We start from the raw sequence: 16,941 nt of genomic DNA on the forward strand, positions 1-16,941 counted from the left end.
CACTGATCATCGGGCGTTCTCCTGTTGGCTGGCCCGCTGGGCGCAATAATCAGTGTCGGAACAGACAAAGCGCTGGGTCCCGGCATCGTCGATAATCAGTTCGTCGAGAAAGGAATCATGACTGCCACACATTGCACAACATTGTTCCCAGCGCTGGATTTCAAACGGGTGATCTTCGAAATCCAGACTCACCACGCGGGTGTAAGGCGGCACGGCGTACAGGCGTTTCTCGCGGCCCGCGCCAAACAGCATCAGTGCCGGGCTCATGTCCAGCTTAGGGTTGTCGAATTTGGGAATCGGCGACGGGTCCATGACATAGCGCTCATCGACCATCACCGGGTAGGCGTAACTGGTGGCGATGTGGCCGAAGGAGGCGATGTCTTCGTAGAGTTTGACGTGCATCACCCCGTAGTCGTCCAGCGCGTGCATGGTCCGGGTTTCAGTCTCGGACGGCTCGATGAAGCGCAACGGCTCGGGGATCGGCACTTGATAGACCAGAATCTGGTCGGCATGCAGTGCGGTTTCCGGAATGCGGTGACGGGTCTGGATTACGGTCGCCTCAGGCGTGCGTTCAGTGGTTGCAATACCGGCGGTGCGGGCAAAGAAACGCCGGATCGAGACCGCATTGGTGGTGTCGTCAGCGCCCTGATCGATGACTTTCAGCACATCGTCATCACCCAGAATCGCTGCGGTCAGTTGCATGCCACCCGTGCCCCAGCCATAGGGCAGCGGCATCTCGCGACCGCCGAACGGCACCTGATAACCGGGGATGGCCACCGCCTTGAGCAAGCCGCGACGGATCATGCGTTTGGTCTGTTCATCCAGATAGGCAAAGTTGTACGCGGTGTCCCTGACACCGGGCTGGTCGATGGTGCTCATTGCTCGTTCTCCCCGGTGGATTTGCGCAGCTTGCGGATCAGCTCCAGCTCGGACTGAAAGTCCACGTAGTGCGGCAGTTTCAAGTGCGAAACGAAGCCCGCCGCCTCGACGTTGTCGCAGTGGGCCAGCACGAACTCCTCCTGTTGCGCCGGGGAGCGTATTTCCTCGTTGTACTCCTCTGCGCGCAGCGAGCGATCGACCAGCGCCATGCCCATCGCCTTGCGCTCGGCATTGCCGAACGCCAGGCCGTAGCCACGGGTGAACTGCGCAGGCACAGTGGCCGAGCCGACGAACTGGTTGATCATTTCGCACTCGGTGATTTCGATGTCGCCGATGAGAATCGCAAAGCCCAGCTCTTCCGGCTCGATCCACACCTCGACGTCGCCGATACGGATTTCCCCGGCAAACGGATGGTTACGGCCGTAGCCGCGCTGGGTCGAGTAGCCCAGCGCGAGCAGAAAACCTTCGTCACCACGGGCCAGCGCCTGCAAGCGCTCGGCGCGGCTGGACGGGTATTCCAGCGGTTCGCGGGTAATGTCGGCGATGGGTTCATCGTTATCGACCTCAGGCTTCATCAAGCCTTCCTTGGCCAGCAGACCGAGCACCCGAGGGCACGGCTGCAATGCAGCATCGGGCGCCACGCTCGGCCCCGGATGCTCGCCCTCGGCCAGCAGGGTGAAATCCAGCAAACGGTGGGTGTAGTCGAAAGTCGGCCCCAGCAATTGCCCACCCGGCACATCCTTGAAGGTCGCGGACAAACGACGGTTGAGCTGCATGTTCGAGGTGTCGATCGGCAGACTGGCGCAGAAACGCGTAAGGGTTGTGCGGTAGGCGCGCAGCAGGAAGATCGCTTCGACCAGATCTCCCGCCGATTGCTTGATGGCCAACGCGGCCAACTGTTCGTCGTACAGCGAACCCTCGGTCATGACCCGAGCGACCGCCAGCGGCAGTTGCTGACGAATCTGCTCGACATCGAGTTCGGCAATGGCCGTATCACCACGACGTTTGCAAGCCAGCAGGCGGTGGGCATTATCGATGGCCTGCTCGCCACCTTTGACAGCGACGTACATCAGGCACACTCCTGCACGCGGGTGCTGCGCGGCAAGCCCAATATCTGGCTGCCCGAGAGGAAGAACACGTCCAGCCCGCGCGGAAAATCGTTGCGTGAGGCTCGTTCAGCCCAGAAACCATTTGCCAGCGGCAGGGCCACGCGGTGCTGGTGTTCGATGCCCGGACCGCTCCAGATCAGCGGCGCACCTCCGTCAAGGTCAGGCAACTGGATCAACAGCGTGCAGGACTGGTCCGGATAACGATCATTGCCCAGATCAAACCCGGCCAGGTCCTGCGCCACCGAAGCATCGAGCAGCGCAAAGCGGGCGTTCTGCCGCTCATTGACGATCGGGCAGCCGCAATGGAACGCCAGATTGGCACGGATTGCCGCTGTGTCGAACGCAGGCGCCAGCCAGACCGGCGTGTCCAGGTCGAGCAGCGCCAGGCACAGCGCATGCGTGGCGCTGTCCAGTCCCGACAGCGCGGGTGGCTGATGCGCAGCATTCAGGGTCTGGGCGACGCCGGGGCCCGCCAAGGCCTTGAGGGCCGCACGGAAACTGCGCTGGGCATCGAGCACCGGATCGGTGAAGGCTGGTTGCAACAGAATGGCGTTCATCAATCTTCTCCTCGGACCAGCGTAAAGAATTCGACTTTGGTGGCCGCGGTCGCGGCCTCCTTCTCGGCTTTGCGCAACGCCTGCGCCTGTGCCAATGGCTCGATCAGGTCAGCCAGCCAGTCGGCTTGCTGCGGGCCTTGCAGATGTGCGTCGGCCAGCGCAGCCAGTTCGGCATGTCGCTTGTCGCGTCCGGCCAGGTAGCTGTAACCGGTGCGTCCATCAGCCAGCCGCACCACGCAACGGGTCACGCTCATTTCGCCCAGATTGAACGCCGCACCGGTGCCGCCCATGCGCCCGCGCACCAGCGTCATGCCAATTTCCGGAGCGCGGATGAGTTGGTAGTCGGTGTCACGCAAGGCTGCTTCGTGACGACTCAGGAGATCGCGGCCCGGCTCATCGGCATGAGCCCTGGCGAGCACGCCCATCCAGCGCTGTCGCGCGCGTGTTGCAGAATCGAGTTGAGGTGATTGCATGTCGGACCTCGGCATCAGGTGGTCACTTGATAGTGGAAACGGTCGCTGCGGCTGGTGGAACGGGACAGTTCCACAGGCTGGCCGGAGCGATCACAGGAGACAGTCAGCACCGTCAGCGTCGGCATGTGGCGCGGCATCAGTAACTGCGCGGCTTCGTAGCGCGTGGGTAGCCGGGCGCCGATCAGACTCTGTTGGCGCGTCAATGGCAGATCGCGGGCGGCCAGGTGCTGACGCAGCGATCCGCCCTGGTAATCAACCAGCCACTCGCTGTAACGGGCGCTGAACCGATGCACAATCAGGCTCACCGGCTGACTGTCCAGCTTGCGCAGGGTCTGCAGTTCGATCACCGGCGCCTGTTCGTCGAGCCCCAGATGCAGGGCGTCTTCGGCATTGGCCTGGCATTCACGACGCAGCAGCACAATGGCCTCGACGCCAATGCCCTGGGCCGATAACGACTGGCTGTAGGCGCTGTCGGCACGCATCGGATAGATCAGCGGACGGTCGAGCACTTGCGTGCCTTTGCCCTGGCGCCTTAGCACACTGCCTTCGCGTACCAGTTCATCGACGGCACGTCGGACAGTGTGACGATTGACGCTGAAACGTTCGGCCAGCTGGAACTCGGCAGGCAGGTAGTCGCCGGGCTTGTAACGGCCCAGCTCCATGCGCAGGGTTTCAGCCAGTTCGCGGTAGAGCGGTTCGGTTTGTCTAGACAAGTGCATGGTCAAAAAAAGCGTCCATCGGGACACCCCTCTCCGGTCAGATGAATTGCTTGCGCAAGCGCTGCGATACCACATCGATGACGCTGACGACGACGATGATCACCAGCAACACGGCGCTGGTCTGGACGAAAGCAAAGGCACGAATGTTCTCCCAGAGAATCACGCCGATGCCCCCTGCCCCAACCATGCCCACCACCGTTGCCGAACGCACGTTGGATTCGAAACGGTATAAAGCGTAGGAGATCCATAGCGGCATGACCTGAGGAATGACCCCGTAGATCACTTCTTGCAGCGCACTGGCACCCGTGGCGCGCACGCCTTCGACCGGTCCCGGCTCGATGGCTTCCACGGCTTCGGCGAACAGTTTGGCCAGCACACCGGTAGTGCTGATCCACAACGCCAGCACCCCGGCGAACGGCCCCAGCCCCACGGCCACCACGAACAGCATGGCAAAGACCATTTCGTTGATGGAGCGAAACGCGTCCATACAGCGCCGCAGCGGCTGGTGAATCCACCACGGGGTGATGTTTTCGGCGCACAGGATGCCCAGCGGCACCGAACAGACGATGGCCAGCACCGTGCCCCACAACGCAATCTGGATCGTGACCAGCATTTCCTTGAGGTAGCTGCGCCACTCGCGGAAATCAGGCGGAAAGAAGTCGGAAGCGAAAGTCGCCATGTTTCCCGAGTCGCGAATCAGCGACAGGGGGTTCATCTCCGCGCCTTGCCAGGCCCAGGCCAGCGCGGCCAGAAACAGTCCCCAGCCCAGGTATCGGGACCAGGAGCGCCGGCCGACGGCCTCGGTGTATGCAACATGAGTGGTCATAGCGATGTCCTGATGGCGGCTGATGGAGCGCGGCCAGAGACGCGCCCGAACAGGTTGTGTGAAGGGCTCAGCCCGCCGTGCTGGTGGCCGTCTTCTGGTTCAGCTCGGTGATACGTTCCTGTAATTTGCTCAGGCCTGCATCGATCTCCTTGAGGCGGGTTTCTTTTTTCTGAGGGCTGAGCGTGGGGCTGGCCGCCACTTCGGTGCGCTGCTTGAACAGCTCGAGTTGGCGGATCGGCAGCAACTGGTCGTTACTGGACGTCAGGAATTTGCCCAGTTGCATGTTCGCCAGCACGGTTTTTTCTTCGTCGGTGTTGCCATAACCGGCAAAGAATTCGCGGATTTTGGCCTTGTTTTCATCCGACAGCGCTTTGCTCCAGACCATTGGATCGGCCGGAATCAGCGGCGACTTCCAGATCACCTTGAGTTGCTCGACCTTGTCGGGTTGCGTGACGGCCAGGCGGTCCCAGCTCTCGGTGTTGAAGGTCGCCACATCCAATTGGCCCTTGGCGACACTGAGCGCGTTGACTTCGTGGCTGGAATTCAGTGTGCGCTTGAACGCAGTGGATGCATCGACGTGGTTCTTGGCGAACACGTAGTAACCCGGTACCAGATAACCCGAGGTGGAATTGGGATCGCCGTTGCCGAAAGTCAGAGTCTTGGCGTTCTTGAGCATGTCTTCGACGGAATTGATCGGACTGTCCTTGCGCACGATCAACAGGCTCCAGTAACCCGCAGCACCATTGGCGGCGGAAGTCTGGGCGAAGATTTCACCGTTGGATCGGTCCACGGCTTCCATCGCCGCCTTGTTGCCCAGCCAGGCGACATCGACCTTGTTGAAGCGCATGCCCTGAATCAGGCCCGCGTAATCCGAAGCGAAAGTCGCGTTGACCTTGAGACCGGTTTTCTTGCTCATGTCATCCAGAAACGGCTGCCAGATGCTTTTGAGGTTCTGCGATGACTCGGTGGACATGATGCCGAAGTTGATGACCTTCTCTTGCGCCTGGGCAGTGCCCAGCGCAAAAGTGGCCAGCAAGGCGGCAGACGCGAGAACGCGACCGATACGGTTGAACATGAAAGCACTCCTGATGTGAGGTTCGTGCAACAGCGGTTGATGTCAGGCAACTGACGGTAAAAGCATTCAGACTTTGGCCAACGCCAGACGCGATGGCTTTTCCAGGCGCAGCTTCTTGCCGGTGCTCGCCGGATGGCTGTTCTGTTCGGCACCATAGAGGTCGTCGAGGAACGCACTGCTCAGGCCCTGCGCCTGACCATCGAAATGAATACGGCCGCCCTTCAGCGCCACGGCGCGCGGGCAATAACGCATTGCGTAATCGACCTGATGCAGGGTGACCACTACTGTCTTGCCGTCGCGACGATTGATGTCGGCGAGGATTTCCATGACCCGGCGCGCGGACTCAGGGTCGAGCGAGGCAATGGGTTCGTCGGCGAGGATGACCTCGGCGCGCTGGGTCAAGGCGCGGGCAATGGCGACCCGCTGCTGCTGACCGCCGGACAGGGTCGAGGCGCGTTGCGCGTCCAGATCGGCCAGCCCGACACGGTCCAGCGATGCCATTGCGCACTGCTTTTCTTCGGCATTGAACAGCGCCAGATTGCCACGCCAGCGCGGCATGCGCCCCAGACAGCCAAGCAGCACGTTGTCGAGCACACTGAGGCGATTGACCAGATTGAATTGCTGGAAGATGTAGCCGATGTCGGCACGCAGACGACGAACATGACGATTGAGCCGCCCCGACGCCTGCACTTCGCGGTCAAGTACGCGCACCTGACCGCCATTGTCCCGATCACAGCACGCAAGACCCGCCAGATGACGCAACAAAGTGGACTTGCCTGAGCCGGACGCGCCGATCAGCGCCACCATCTCACCGTGTTGTATAGACAACCCCAGGCCAACCAGCGCGCTTTTGCGAGAAAAGCTTTTGTTCAAACCTTCGACATGGATAGCTGGGCTCATGATGCTTCTCTGTCTGCGATACAACCCGGTGCAGGTCGTATTCGGTTGTCAGCCAGACTGAACCGGTGGTGTTGCAAAGAGGTGAAGCGAGGATGACGAACCCATAACAGTTTTTGGCAGGTTACATTGCAGCCGCTACTGACTATCCGATCAGGCCGGAGCCCGGCGTCGGGATGCCGTCCGGGACGGTTTGTGTCGCCAATGGAAGTGATCACTTAGTTATTGCAGCGTTTCGAACGCTGGACGCGGAGCGTCCTGGGAGGCGTCCCCACGCAGAGCGTAGGGACGATTCCAGACCTCAGGCAGATGGCCTGTGTCCGGGCCGGGAGCCATCCGGCGGTATCAGATACGGAAACTACCGACCAGTTGCTGCAGGCGGGCGGCCTGCTCTTCCAGTGAATGGCAGGCTTGCAGCGTCTGGCGCAGGTTATCGACACCCAGTTGGTTCAAGGTGTTGATGTGGGTGATGTCAACGTTGATCGACTCCACGACCGAGGTCTGCTCTTCGGTGGCGGCTGCAACCGACTGGTTCATGCCGTTGATTTCGTCGATGCGGCGGGTCACGCTGCCCAGACGCTCGCCGGCACGGTTGGCGATGCCCACGCTGTCTTCGCTCTGGCGCTGGCTTTCAGTCATGTTGATCACTGCATCTCGAGCGCCGACCTGTAGTTCTTCGATCATCTTCTGCACCTGCTGCGCCGAATCCTGTGTGCGGTGCGCCAGATTGCGTACTTCATCGGCCACTACGGCAAATCCACGACCGGCTTCACCGGCACGAGCCGCTTCAATGGCGGCGTTCAGCGCCAACAGGTTGGTCTGCTGGGAAATGCTGGTGATCACCTCAAGAATCTGTCCGATGTTGGCGGTCTTGCCGTTCAGGCTTTCAATGTTCACGCACGACTCGCTGATCTTGCCGGACAGCTCGTTCATGGCCTTGATGGTCTGCTGCACCACAGCCTGACCGTCACCAGCCAGTTCGCTGGCGTCGCTGGACTGCTGCGAGGTACGCGCCGCGTTCTGGGCGATTTCCTGCGCGGCGGCACCCAACTCGTTGATCGCCGCAGCAACGCTTTCGGTGCGATGCGCTTGCTGATCGGAGTTGCTCATCGACGCGTTGGAGACCTTCACCACTTGGGTCGCCACCGTACCCAGCTGGGCCGCGGTCGAGGCGACTTCGCGGATCGAGGCATGAATACGCTCGACGAAGTGGTTGAAGGACTGGGCCAAGGCACCGAATTCATCCTGGGAGGTGATTGCCAGACGCTTGGTCAGGTCGCCTTCGCCATCGGCGATGTCGCGCATCGCACGACCCATCTGGTGCAACGGCTGCATCAGCACGCGAATCAGCAGGCCCAGCAGGAGGATGATCACCATCACGACCACCACCATCGCGGTGATGGCCGAAGTACGGAATTCGCTGAGCATCGAATAGGCGGCGTCCTGCTCAAGCACCAGCGCCACATACCAGTTGGCGCTGGAAACACCCTGCACCGGCGTGAACGAGATGATCTCAGGCTTGCTGCCGGAGTCGATTTCGGTTACGCCGGTGGCGATTTTCGGCGTATTGGTCGGGTAGGCCTCGCTGATGTTCTTCAGCACCAGCTTGCTGTCCGGGTGCACCAGGATTTTGCCTTCGGCGCTGACCAGAAAGGCGTAACCGTGACCGTTGAAGCTCAGCGAGTTGATGGTCTTGCTGATGCTGTCCAGCGAGATGTCGGCACCGGCGACACCGGCGAGCTGGTTCTGGATCTTGACCGGAGTGGCAATCGTCATGACCAGCTTGCCGGACGAAGCGGCGATGTAGGGCTCGGTGACGATAGTGCCTGTCACGTTCTGCGCGGCCTTGTACCAGCCGCGGGCGCGTGGGTCGTAATCAGCCGGCCGCGTGGCAGACGGGTTGGAGAGCATCACCCCTTCGGTGGTGCCGAAATAACCCAGCTGGAAGTTATCGCTGTAAACGGAAAGGCCTACGGCACGCTGCAGTTGAGGCAGCGCCTTGCCGTCGATGGCAATCTGCTGGGACATCGATTGCAGCAACTGAATACGGCTTTCCAGCCAGGTCTGGATATTCTGGGTGGTCAGGGTGCCGAGCTGTTGCAACTCGGACTGCACGCTGGATTTCAGCGACTGACGTTGTCGGTAATCATTGATGACAATGAACACACTGAACGCGACAACCACAATCAAGGCGGCGGCCAACAGGATTTTCTTGCTGAAACCCAGGCTTTTCATCATAGCGAGTACTTCCACGGCATAAACAATTGGGACGATTCAGGGATCGTCAGTCACCACGCAAAAACGCTGCCGTTTTCGGAGGGCATCGCGGGCGCCGAACGGCGCCGTCACGCAGGCCCTCGGTGCTGTATCGGCCTTACATGAGGAGTCTTTTATTTTTATTTTTCAGCCCCGTGAGAAACGCTTCCCATAAACGCCAGCAAAACGTGCAGAGCGGAAAATATTGGCTATGGTCAAGTCATCCCGTCGTCCAGAGGATGGTCCCGTTATGATGAGTATTGAAAAGCTGTTTGACGATTTGCACAGTCTGCCGAGCATTCCAAAGGTGGCTCAGGACTTGATGCTGCAGTTCGACAACCCCTCCTCCATTCTGGAAAGCATTGCCCGCAATATCGAAAAAGACCCGGTGATAGCTGCCAAGGTGCTGCGCCTGGCCAACTCGGCGCGGTTTCGCGGCTCCCGAGATTCGTCCAGTATTGAAGACGCGGCCATGCGCCTGGGCTTCAATACCTTGCGCACACTGGTCATGGCCTCGGCGGTGACCGGGGCCTTCAAGGCCGGGCCGAGCTTTGACCTCAAGGCGTTCTGGCTGAAAAGCTTTCAAGTGGCGGGGATCTGCCGGATGCTCGCCAAACAGAGCGGCGTCGATGCGGAAATCGCGTTTACCTGCGGAGTGATGCACAACATCGGTGAACTGCTGATCCAGACCGGCGCGCCCGATGTGGCCGAACGGTTGAACAGCGCGACCAAGGCCGGCACCGCAGGACGCGCCGCCAATGAAACCGTACAACTGGGTTTCGGTTATCCGGAAGTGGGCGCCGAACTGGCCCGTCGCTGGCATCTGCCGAATCTGATCCAGCAGGCGATCGCTTATCAGGCCAAACCGATGCAGGCACCGGACGATGCGCCTCTGCCGCGCATCGTCGCTCAAGCCATCGTGATTTCCGACGCCCTGGAAGCCCACGGCGGTGCGACGCCTGAAGCACAGAAAGCCTCTAACGGCCCGATTATGGAGGGCATCGATCTGGACACTCTGTTCGCCGGACTGCCTGCGGTGCTGGAGGCCGACAAGGCGTTCGCGCAGCTATTGAGTTAGCTCTGTACAAAAAGTCGGCGAGCGAAGGTCGGGCAATGCAAAGACAGGCAAGAAGCGGAGTCTGCGTGGTGTAAATGAGCATTGCGCGCCTGTTTTTAACGCAGCATCACCGGACGCAGCCACGTTTCGTACAGCGCCTGGCGCGCGCCAGCTTTGATCGTACGCCGCTTCCCGCTCACCAATGCCCCTCTGGACGCGTAGCGTGCGCTTTCGAAACGGCACAGGGAAAGTTCCAAGAGGCATGCCGACGCGCCGCGTCGGCACGCCCATCATCAGATGATTACTGAAGCGCCTCGACCAGCGCCTTGTTGAACCCAGCCGGATCTTCCATCTGCGGGGCGTGGCCCATGCCTTTGAACTCGACCAGCCTGGCACCCGGAATCATCCCGGTGACCTGCTTGCCCAAGACCTCGTACTTGCCGATTTTCGCCTTGACCTCTGGGGGCGCGATGTCGCTGCCGATGGCCGTGGTGTCGGCATCTCCGATCATTAGCACGGTGGGCACCTGCAACTTCGGAAACTCATAAAACACCGGCTGGGTGAAAATCATGTCGTAGATCAGCGCCGAGTTCCACGCGACCGCTTTTTGACCTGGGCCCTTGTTCAGACCCGCCAGCATGTCGACCCATTTGTCGTATTCCGGCTTCCAGCGCCCGTCGTAGTAGGTTTTCTGTTCATAGGCGCGAATGCCTTCGGCGCTGGTTTTCAGTTCCCGCTCATACCATTGATCCACAGTGCGGTATGGCACGCCCAGCGCTTTCCAGTCTTCCAGACCGATCGGGTTGACCATGACCAGCTGTTCAGTCTGTTTGGGGTACATCAGTGCGTAACGGGTGGCCAGCATGCCTCCGGTGGAATGACCGACTACCGAGACCTTGTCGATGCCGAGCTTTTCCAGCAGCGCGTGGGTGTTCATCGACAGCTGCTGAAAGCTGTACTGGTAGTAGGCGGGCTTGGTGGACGTACAGAAACCGATCTGATCGGGTGCAACTACGCGATAACCCGAGGCACTGAGGCCCTTGATGGTGTCTTCCCAGGTGGCGGCGCAAAAGTTCTTGCCATGCATCAGCACCGCAGTGCGCCCGTTGGCCTTGCCGGTGGGTGCTACATCCATGTACCCCATTTCCAGCGCCTGGCCTTGGGACTGAAATGCGAATGTGTGCAACGTGTGCGGATAGGCGAAACCTTCCAGTCGCTGACCGTAGCTGGGCGTTTCAGCCAGCGCCGCGCAAGGCAAGGTCATCGACATCAACAAGCCGGCAATCTTTGCAGCCCGCATAAGGGGCACCTCCTGTAAGTGTGGGTCGGGGTAACCGGACCCCACTGGACGCGAGTTCCGGACCCGCAAGTAGACCTCATATCCCGCGACAGATTCGCCCTTTTCCTACCCATGGAAACGTAAGAAGACGTTTCTGCGTACCAGGGCAAAACGCTGGACGCTTGCCATGACGCTTCCCTAGACTGAGCCATCTCTTTGTGGGCACCACCGGGGTGACAGGTCTGATGCCAAGGAATCCAAATGAACCGCAATGAACTGCGCAAGGCCGATATCAACCTGATGGTGGTCTTCGAAACCCTGATGCAGGAACGCAACGTGACCCGCGCTGCGGAGAAACTGTTTCTTGGCCAGCCGACCATCAGCGCGGCGCTCAACCGCCTTCGCAGCCTGCTCAACGATCCGCTGTTCATTCGCGTTGGCCATCGCATGGAACCGACCGCTCGCGCCCATGAAATCCTCAAGCACCTGACTCCCGCGCTGGACGCCATGTCCACAGCGTTGAGCCTGACCACGGACTTCGATCCTTCGGTCAGCAAGATGACCTTTCGCATCGGTCTGTCGGACGATGTGGAGTTCGGTCTGCTGCCTGCCATGCTCAGGGCCATCCGCGAGGAAGCGCCGGGCGTGGTGATCGTGGTCAAACACGTGGATTACCTGAATATCTCCGAGGTGTTGATGTCCGGCGACATCACCGTCGGTGTGTGCCTGACCCGCGAGTTGCCCGCCAATGCCAAACGCAAGCTGTTGCGCAATGTGCAGCCGCGTCTGGTGCGCGCTGACAAGCCTTCGGGGCCGATGTCGATGGACGAATATTGCTCGCGGCCGCATGTGGTGGTGTCGCATGTCGCCAGCGTGAGCAGCTTCGCCGATGAGTGGCTGACCGCACTGGGTCGCAAGCGGCAGGTGGTGCTGTCGGTGCCGCAATTCACCACCCTGCCCGCGCTGATGGCGGGTACAGACCTGATTTCAGGGTTGTCGGATTATGCGGCCAGTGCGATGAGCGCGCTGGGGCTGCTGTATGACGAACCGCTGCCCTTCCCCACGCCTGGGCTTGATCTGTCGATGACGTGGTTGAGCGTGATGGACAACGATCCCGCCGAACGCTGGTTGCGCAACAGGATCGAGGAGTTCATGGGCGAGCGCCGGGAAGCGCCCGCCCTGGCTGGCTGATCAGCCGAACCGACCGGTGATGTAGTCTTCGGTCTGGGTCTTGGAGGGCTTGGTGAAGATGGTGTCGGTGTCGCCGTGTTCGATCAGCTCACCCATGAACATGAACGCGGTGTAGTCCGAGCAACGCGCAGCCTGCTGCATGTTGTGGGTCACGATGATCACGGTGAACTGCTCCTTGAGTTCGGTGATCAGTTGCTCGATACGGCCGGTGGAGATCGGGTCCAGCGCGGAAGTCGGTTCGTCCAGCAACAGCACCTGAGGACGCAGCGCGATGGTCCGTGCAATGCACAGACGCTGCTGCTGACCGCCGGACAGGCCGGTGGCGCTCTGCTTGAGCTTGTCCTTCACTTCATCCCACAGCGCTGCGCCACGCAGGGCCTGCTCGACGCGGTCTTCCATTTCCCGACGCGACAGTTTTTCGTGGTGCTTGATGGCATAGGCGATGTTGTCGTAGATCGACATCGGGAACGGCACCGGCTTCTGAAACACCATGCCCACGTGGCTGCGCAGACGGTTCATCGAATAGCCAGGCGCGAGGATGTTTTCGCCATTGAGCAGCACTTCGCCGCGCGCTTCCTGCTTCGGGTACATCGCATAGATGCGGTTGAACACGCGCAGCAGGGTCGACTTGCCGCACCCCGACGGGCCAATGATGGCCGTGATGCGCTTCTCGGGAATGACCATGTCGATGGACTTCAGCGACTTCTGGTTGTTGTAGAAAAACTCCAGACCGCGCACTTGGATCTTGGTCTTTTCGTTGGCCAGGGAAAGGTTGTTCATCAGGACGCCCTATTGCGCAGAAGAATTAAGCGAGAAAGCAGACTCAGTATCAGTACGAACAGCGTCATGACCAGCGCACCGGCCCAGGCCAGGGAGTGCCAGTCTTCGAACGGGCTCATTGCGTACTGGAACACCACCACCGGAACACTGGCGATTGGCTTAAGCAGATCGCTGCTCCAGAACTGGTTGCCAAATGCAGTGAACAGCAACGGCGCGGTTTCGCCGGTGATGCGGGCCAGCGCCAGCAGCACACCGGTGACCACGCCTGCCTTGGCGGCGCGCAGAACGATCTGCAGGGTCAGCTTCCATTGAGGCACACCCAGCGCCAGCGCGGCTTCACGCATGGTCGAAGGTTGCAGTTGCATCATTTCGTCGGTGGTACGCACCACGACCGGAATCACCAGCAGCGCCAGCGCCAGCGCACCGGCAAGTGCAGAGAAGCCGACCTGATGGCCGGTGACCGCGTTGAGCGGCAATACAACGACCGTGTAGACGAACAGACCGAGCACGATGGACGGTGCCGACAACAGAATGTCGTTGATGAAGCGCACCGCGTTGCCCAGCTTGGTGTAGCGCGCAAATTCGGCCAGCCAGATACCGGCCATCAGACCGATCGGGGTGCCGATCAGCAGGCCAATGCCGGACATCAGCACGCTGCCGTAGAACGCGTTGGCCAGACCGCCTTCAGTACCTGGCGGTGGCGTCATGCCGGTGAACAGTTGCAGGTTGAGGGCATCGATACCCTTGATGATCGTGGTCAGCAGAATCCAGACCAGCCACAACAGACCAAAGGCCGTGGCGCCACAACTGAGCACCATCGCGATCTTGTTCTTGATGCTGCGAACCCGATAAATGCGCTCGCTGCCTGTCAGGTCCTTACTCATAACCCCTCCTTGCGCGACAGACGGGACAGCATCAGACGTGCCAGGGCCAGCACGATGAAGGTCACCACAAACAACAGGAAGCCCAGTGCAATCAGCGCTGAGCGGTGCAGATCGGTGTAGGCCTCGTTGAACTCGTTGGCGATCACCGAGGCGATAGAGCTGCTTGGCATCATCAACGACGCCGAGAACTGGTGCGCATTGCCCAGTACGAAGGTCACCGCCATGGTTTCACCCAGTGCGCGGCCCAGCCCCAGGAAGATGCCCCCGACCACCGCCGAGCGGGTGTAAGGCAGCACGATGTCCCAGACCACTTCCCAGGTCGTGCCACCCAAGGCGTACGCCGACTCTTTGAGGGCAACGGGCACGGTGCGGAAAACTTCCTGCATCACCGAGGTAATGAAAGGGGTAATCATGATCGCCAGCACGATACCGGCTGTCAGCATGCCGATGCCCAGTGGCGGGCCTTGAAACATGGGACCGACCAATGGCAAGGCACCGAGATTTTCGGTGATCCAGGGCGACAGGTGTTCAGCCATGAACGGCCCGAACACGAACAGCCCCCACATGCCATAGATGATCGACGGAATGCCTGCCAACAGCTCGATGGCCGAGGCGATAGGCATCCGAAGCCATGGTGGCGCTACTTCGGTCAGGAAAATCGCAATGCCGAAACTCACCGGAACGGCGATCAGCAGAGCCAGAAAAGAGGTCACCAGCGTGCCGTAGATCGGAACCAGTGCGCCGAACTTGCCGGCATTCACGTCCCACTCGGTGCTGGTCAGAAAGTCGAACCCGAACGTCTGGAAGGCCAGACTGCCACCCCAGAGGGTCGACAGGGCGATACAACCCAGCAAAGCAAGCACCAGCATTGCGGCGGCCTGCAATGAACGCTTGAACCACAGGTCATGGCGGTGATCCCGCTTGGCGCGTTTCTCGCCTTCGGTCTCGACAGCATTGACGGCAGCGGACAGGTATTGGGTGTTTTCAGTCATGTTGAGTCCACTCGCAAGGAAAAGCCCCCGCCATCAAACCGATATCGCGGTCGATGACAGGGGTCATACAGGCTTGAATCACTTACTTGGTGAATTCAGCTTTCCAGTAGTTTTCTACACGATCGACCAGCGACTTCGGCAAGGCAACGTAATCCAGATCTGCGGCCTGCTTCTGGCCGTTCTCCAGGGACCACTTGAAGAAATCGAACGCTGCTTCGCTCTTCTCTGCGTTCTTGGCCTTCTTGTACATGATGATCCAGGTTGTCGCAGTGATCGGCCACGCTTCTTCACCAGGAGCGTTGGTCATGATCAGACCGAAGTCCTTGGCGCTTGCCCAGTCGGCGGTGTCGGCGGCGGCAGCGAACGACTTGGCTGTCGGCGCAATGAACTTGCCAGCCGCGTTCTTCAACTGCGTATAGGACAATTTGTTGGTGACAGCGTAGGAGTATTCAACGTAGCCGATCGAACCTTTGATCTGCTTGACGTAAGCCGAAACACCTTCGTTACCCTTGCCACCCACACCGGCTGGCCACTGCACGGTCGAACCGAATTTCAGCTTCTCGTTCCACTCGGAACTGGCTTTGCTGAGGTAGTTGGTGAAGTTGTAGGTAGTGCCCGAACCGTCCGAACGGTGAACCACGGTGATCGCAGTTTCAGGCAGCGTTACGCCAGGGTTCAACGCGACAATGGCAGGGTCGTTCCACTTCTTGACCGTGCCCATGAAGATCTTGGCCAGGGTTTCGCCATCAAGCTTCAGCTTGCCACTTTCGATGCCCTCAACGTTGACGATCGGCACGATACCGCCGATGACGCTCGGGAATTGACCCAGGCCTGCGGACTGCAGATCTTCAGCGGACATAGGGGCATCGGAAGCACCGAAGTCAACGGTTGCAGCCTTGATCTGAGCGATACCACCGCCCGAACCGATCGACTGATAGTTGATGCGGTTCGGTGAATTCTTGCTGTAGTCCTGGGACCACTTCGAAATGACCGGGAAGACGAAACTCGAACCAGCGCCCGTTACATCAGTCGCGTGGGCTACACCGCTCAGGCACAGCGAAGCGATCAGAAGCGACAAGCGTTTTTTAGTCAGCAGAATCACGGTAATACCTCAGTCCAGGAGATTGTGTGGTGGTCCACTTAAGGAGGCCCGAGGCGGATTTAAACCCTCAAATGTTTCTGTTTAATGACAAACAGTCGATCCAGGTCGGCTGAAGCTCATTTTTATAGCTGATTTCCTACATCATAAATTTTTTAAAATACGGTATTCCCCAGCATTTACAGGGCTAAAGCAGCGATTCAAACACTGTAGCGAAGTGCCACCAACTTACTAATAGCTCTGGGCCACTCCCGTTATAAAAGTGTAAAAAAATGTGCGCTTTTAGAAGATCACTGCAAAGGCAGCTCAGCGCCTTATAACCAGATCGCCTGAAAAACCTCCTCCTCTCGCGCTGATCACCTGGCTTTTCCCGGGCGTGCAGGTGTCTTTTAAAAGCGCCATATTTGAGGGGTGGTATTAGATACGAATCCGGGATGTGCTACCGTTCGTCGGGTGCCTTGGCACCTATGGCCAGTGGCCAATGACCAATGTGGGTATCTTAAAAAACGGAGTACGCCTCATGATCACTAACAAACTGACTGCCCTCACCCTCGCTGGCCTGATGGCGGTCGCATCTGGCGCCGCCTTTGCCGAGACCGTCAATAACAATGCGACCAAGCTGCCTGGCACCAACACGCTGCCAGCGGATCGCAATTCGTCCAGCACGGTAGACACTCAGGGCGTCAAGGCCCAGAACCAGGCACAGCAGCCAAAGGGCAAATCGGCCACCCATGACAAGAATGCTCATGGCGGCACGCACACCAACGGCGATGTCACTGAAAAGCCGAAAACCAACTGATGCCACCGACACAGCAGGCAGGGCACCTACCCTGCCCGCTGGTCGGAACCCCAGCACCTGTTGTCCCGA

The 16,941-nt window shown here is 59.6% G+C and carries 17 protein-coding genes and 1 pseudogene; 3 read left to right on the top strand and 15 right to left on the bottom strand.

Annotation, left to right across the window (positions count from 1 at the left end; translation table 11 throughout):
- Positions 1-6 precede the first annotated feature (6 nt).
- From BZK31_RS04500 to BZK31_RS30510, 10 genes and pseudogenes are all read right to left on the bottom strand, one after another.
- Entirely contained in the window at positions 7-879 is an 873-nt protein-coding gene (locus BZK31_RS04500; RefSeq protein ID WP_083181563.1) for an alpha-D-ribose 1-methylphosphonate 5-phosphate C-P-lyase PhnJ, read from the bottom strand.
- Positions 876-1,949 carry a carbon-phosphorus lyase complex subunit gene (locus tag BZK31_RS04505; RefSeq protein WP_083181564.1) on the bottom strand — a complete coding sequence of 358 codons (1,074 nt, stop codon included), beginning with the start codon at positions 1,947-1,949 and terminating at the stop codon, positions 876-878. The genes BZK31_RS04500 and BZK31_RS04505 overlap by 4 nt, the downstream gene beginning before the upstream one ends.
- A complete protein-coding gene (phnH, locus tag BZK31_RS04510; RefSeq protein WP_083181566.1) occupies positions 1,949-2,545 on the bottom strand; it encodes a phosphonate C-P lyase system protein PhnH in 597 nt (198 codons plus the stop codon). The genes BZK31_RS04505 and phnH overlap by 1 nt, the downstream gene beginning before the upstream one ends.
- Positions 2,545-3,018 carry a phosphonate C-P lyase system protein PhnG gene (phnG, locus tag BZK31_RS04515; RefSeq protein ID WP_087881636.1) on the bottom strand — a complete coding sequence of 158 codons (474 nt, stop codon included), beginning with the start codon at positions 3,016-3,018 and terminating at the stop codon, positions 2,545-2,547. The genes phnH and phnG overlap by 1 nt, the downstream gene beginning before the upstream one ends.
- A 14-nt stretch (positions 3,019-3,032) precedes the next feature.
- Positions 3,033-3,737 carry a phosphonate metabolism transcriptional regulator PhnF gene (gene phnF, locus BZK31_RS04520; protein WP_083181569.1) on the bottom strand — a complete coding sequence of 235 codons (705 nt, stop codon included), beginning with the start codon at positions 3,735-3,737 and terminating at the stop codon, positions 3,033-3,035.
- 37 nt (positions 3,738-3,774) lie between these two features.
- Entirely contained in the window at positions 3,775-4,563 is a 789-nt protein-coding gene (gene phnE / locus BZK31_RS04525; protein WP_083181570.1) for a phosphonate ABC transporter, permease protein PhnE, read from the bottom strand.
- Positions 4,564-4,630: 67 nt separating this feature from the next.
- Entirely contained in the window at positions 4,631-5,638 is a 1,008-nt protein-coding gene (gene phnD, locus BZK31_RS04530; RefSeq protein ID WP_083181572.1) for a phosphonate ABC transporter substrate-binding protein, read from the bottom strand.
- Positions 5,639-5,704: 66 nt separating this feature from the next.
- A complete protein-coding gene (gene phnC, locus BZK31_RS04535; protein WP_083181573.1) occupies positions 5,705-6,538 on the bottom strand; it encodes a phosphonate ABC transporter ATP-binding protein in 834 nt (277 codons plus the stop codon).
- Between the two features lie 342 nt (positions 6,539-6,880).
- Positions 6,881-7,645, bottom strand: a complete 765-nt coding sequence (locus BZK31_RS30505) for a methyl-accepting chemotaxis protein (protein WP_415639602.1) — start codon at positions 7,643-7,645, stop codon at positions 6,881-6,883.
- Positions 7,646-7,735: 90 nt separating this feature from the next.
- A pseudogene (locus tag BZK31_RS30510) lies at positions 7,736-8,773 on the bottom strand (HAMP domain-containing protein); the annotation flags it as partial.
- Between the two features lie 268 nt (positions 8,774-9,041).
- On the opposite strand from BZK31_RS30510, the gene BZK31_RS04545 reads away from it, so the two are divergent.
- Positions 9,042-9,869, top strand: a complete 828-nt coding sequence (locus BZK31_RS04545; RefSeq protein ID WP_083181575.1) for an HDOD domain-containing protein — start codon at positions 9,042-9,044, stop codon at positions 9,867-9,869.
- A gap of 280 nt (positions 9,870-10,149) precedes the next feature.
- Here the strand turns inward: BZK31_RS04545 and BZK31_RS04550 are convergent, their stop codons facing one another.
- Entirely contained in the window at positions 10,150-11,148 is a 999-nt protein-coding gene (locus BZK31_RS04550) for an alpha/beta fold hydrolase (protein ID WP_083181576.1), read from the bottom strand.
- A gap of 240 nt (positions 11,149-11,388) precedes the next feature.
- On the opposite strand from BZK31_RS04550, the gene BZK31_RS04555 reads away from it, so the two are divergent.
- A complete protein-coding gene (locus tag BZK31_RS04555; protein ID WP_083181578.1) occupies positions 11,389-12,318 on the top strand; it encodes a LysR family transcriptional regulator in 930 nt (309 codons plus the stop codon).
- Here the strand turns inward: BZK31_RS04555 and pstB are convergent, their stop codons facing one another.
- From pstB to pstS, 4 genes are all read right to left on the bottom strand, one after another.
- The gene (pstB, locus tag BZK31_RS04560) at positions 12,319-13,098 is read right to left on the bottom strand and encodes a phosphate ABC transporter ATP-binding protein PstB (protein WP_083181579.1); all 780 of its coding nucleotides are present in this window, start codon (positions 13,096-13,098) and stop codon (positions 12,319-12,321) included.
- Positions 13,098-13,982 (bottom strand): phosphate ABC transporter permease PstA, encoded by an 885-nt coding sequence (pstA, locus tag BZK31_RS04565; RefSeq protein ID WP_083181581.1) that lies wholly within the window; start codon positions 13,980-13,982, stop codon positions 13,098-13,100. The genes pstB and pstA overlap by 1 nt, the downstream gene beginning before the upstream one ends.
- Positions 13,979-14,974: a phosphate ABC transporter permease subunit PstC gene (gene pstC, locus BZK31_RS04570; protein ID WP_083181582.1), complete on the bottom strand. Its 996-nt coding sequence runs from the start codon at positions 14,972-14,974 to the stop codon at positions 13,979-13,981. The genes pstA and pstC overlap by 4 nt, the downstream gene beginning before the upstream one ends.
- Before the next feature lie 82 nt (positions 14,975-15,056).
- A complete protein-coding gene (gene pstS / locus BZK31_RS04575) occupies positions 15,057-16,076 on the bottom strand; it encodes a phosphate ABC transporter substrate-binding protein PstS (protein ID WP_083181584.1) in 1,020 nt (339 codons plus the stop codon).
- A 517-nt stretch (positions 16,077-16,593) separates the two neighbouring features.
- Between pstS and BZK31_RS04580 the strand changes: the two genes are divergently transcribed.
- On the top strand, positions 16,594-16,872 hold the full coding sequence (locus BZK31_RS04580) for a hypothetical protein (protein ID WP_083181585.1): 279 nt from the start codon (positions 16,594-16,596) through the stop codon (positions 16,870-16,872).
- The last annotated feature ends 69 nt before the right edge of the window (positions 16,873-16,941 follow it).

The organism is Pseudomonas floridensis (assembly GCF_002087235.1).
Classification (GTDB): domain Bacteria; phylum Pseudomonadota; class Gammaproteobacteria; order Pseudomonadales; family Pseudomonadaceae; genus Aquipseudomonas; species Aquipseudomonas floridensis.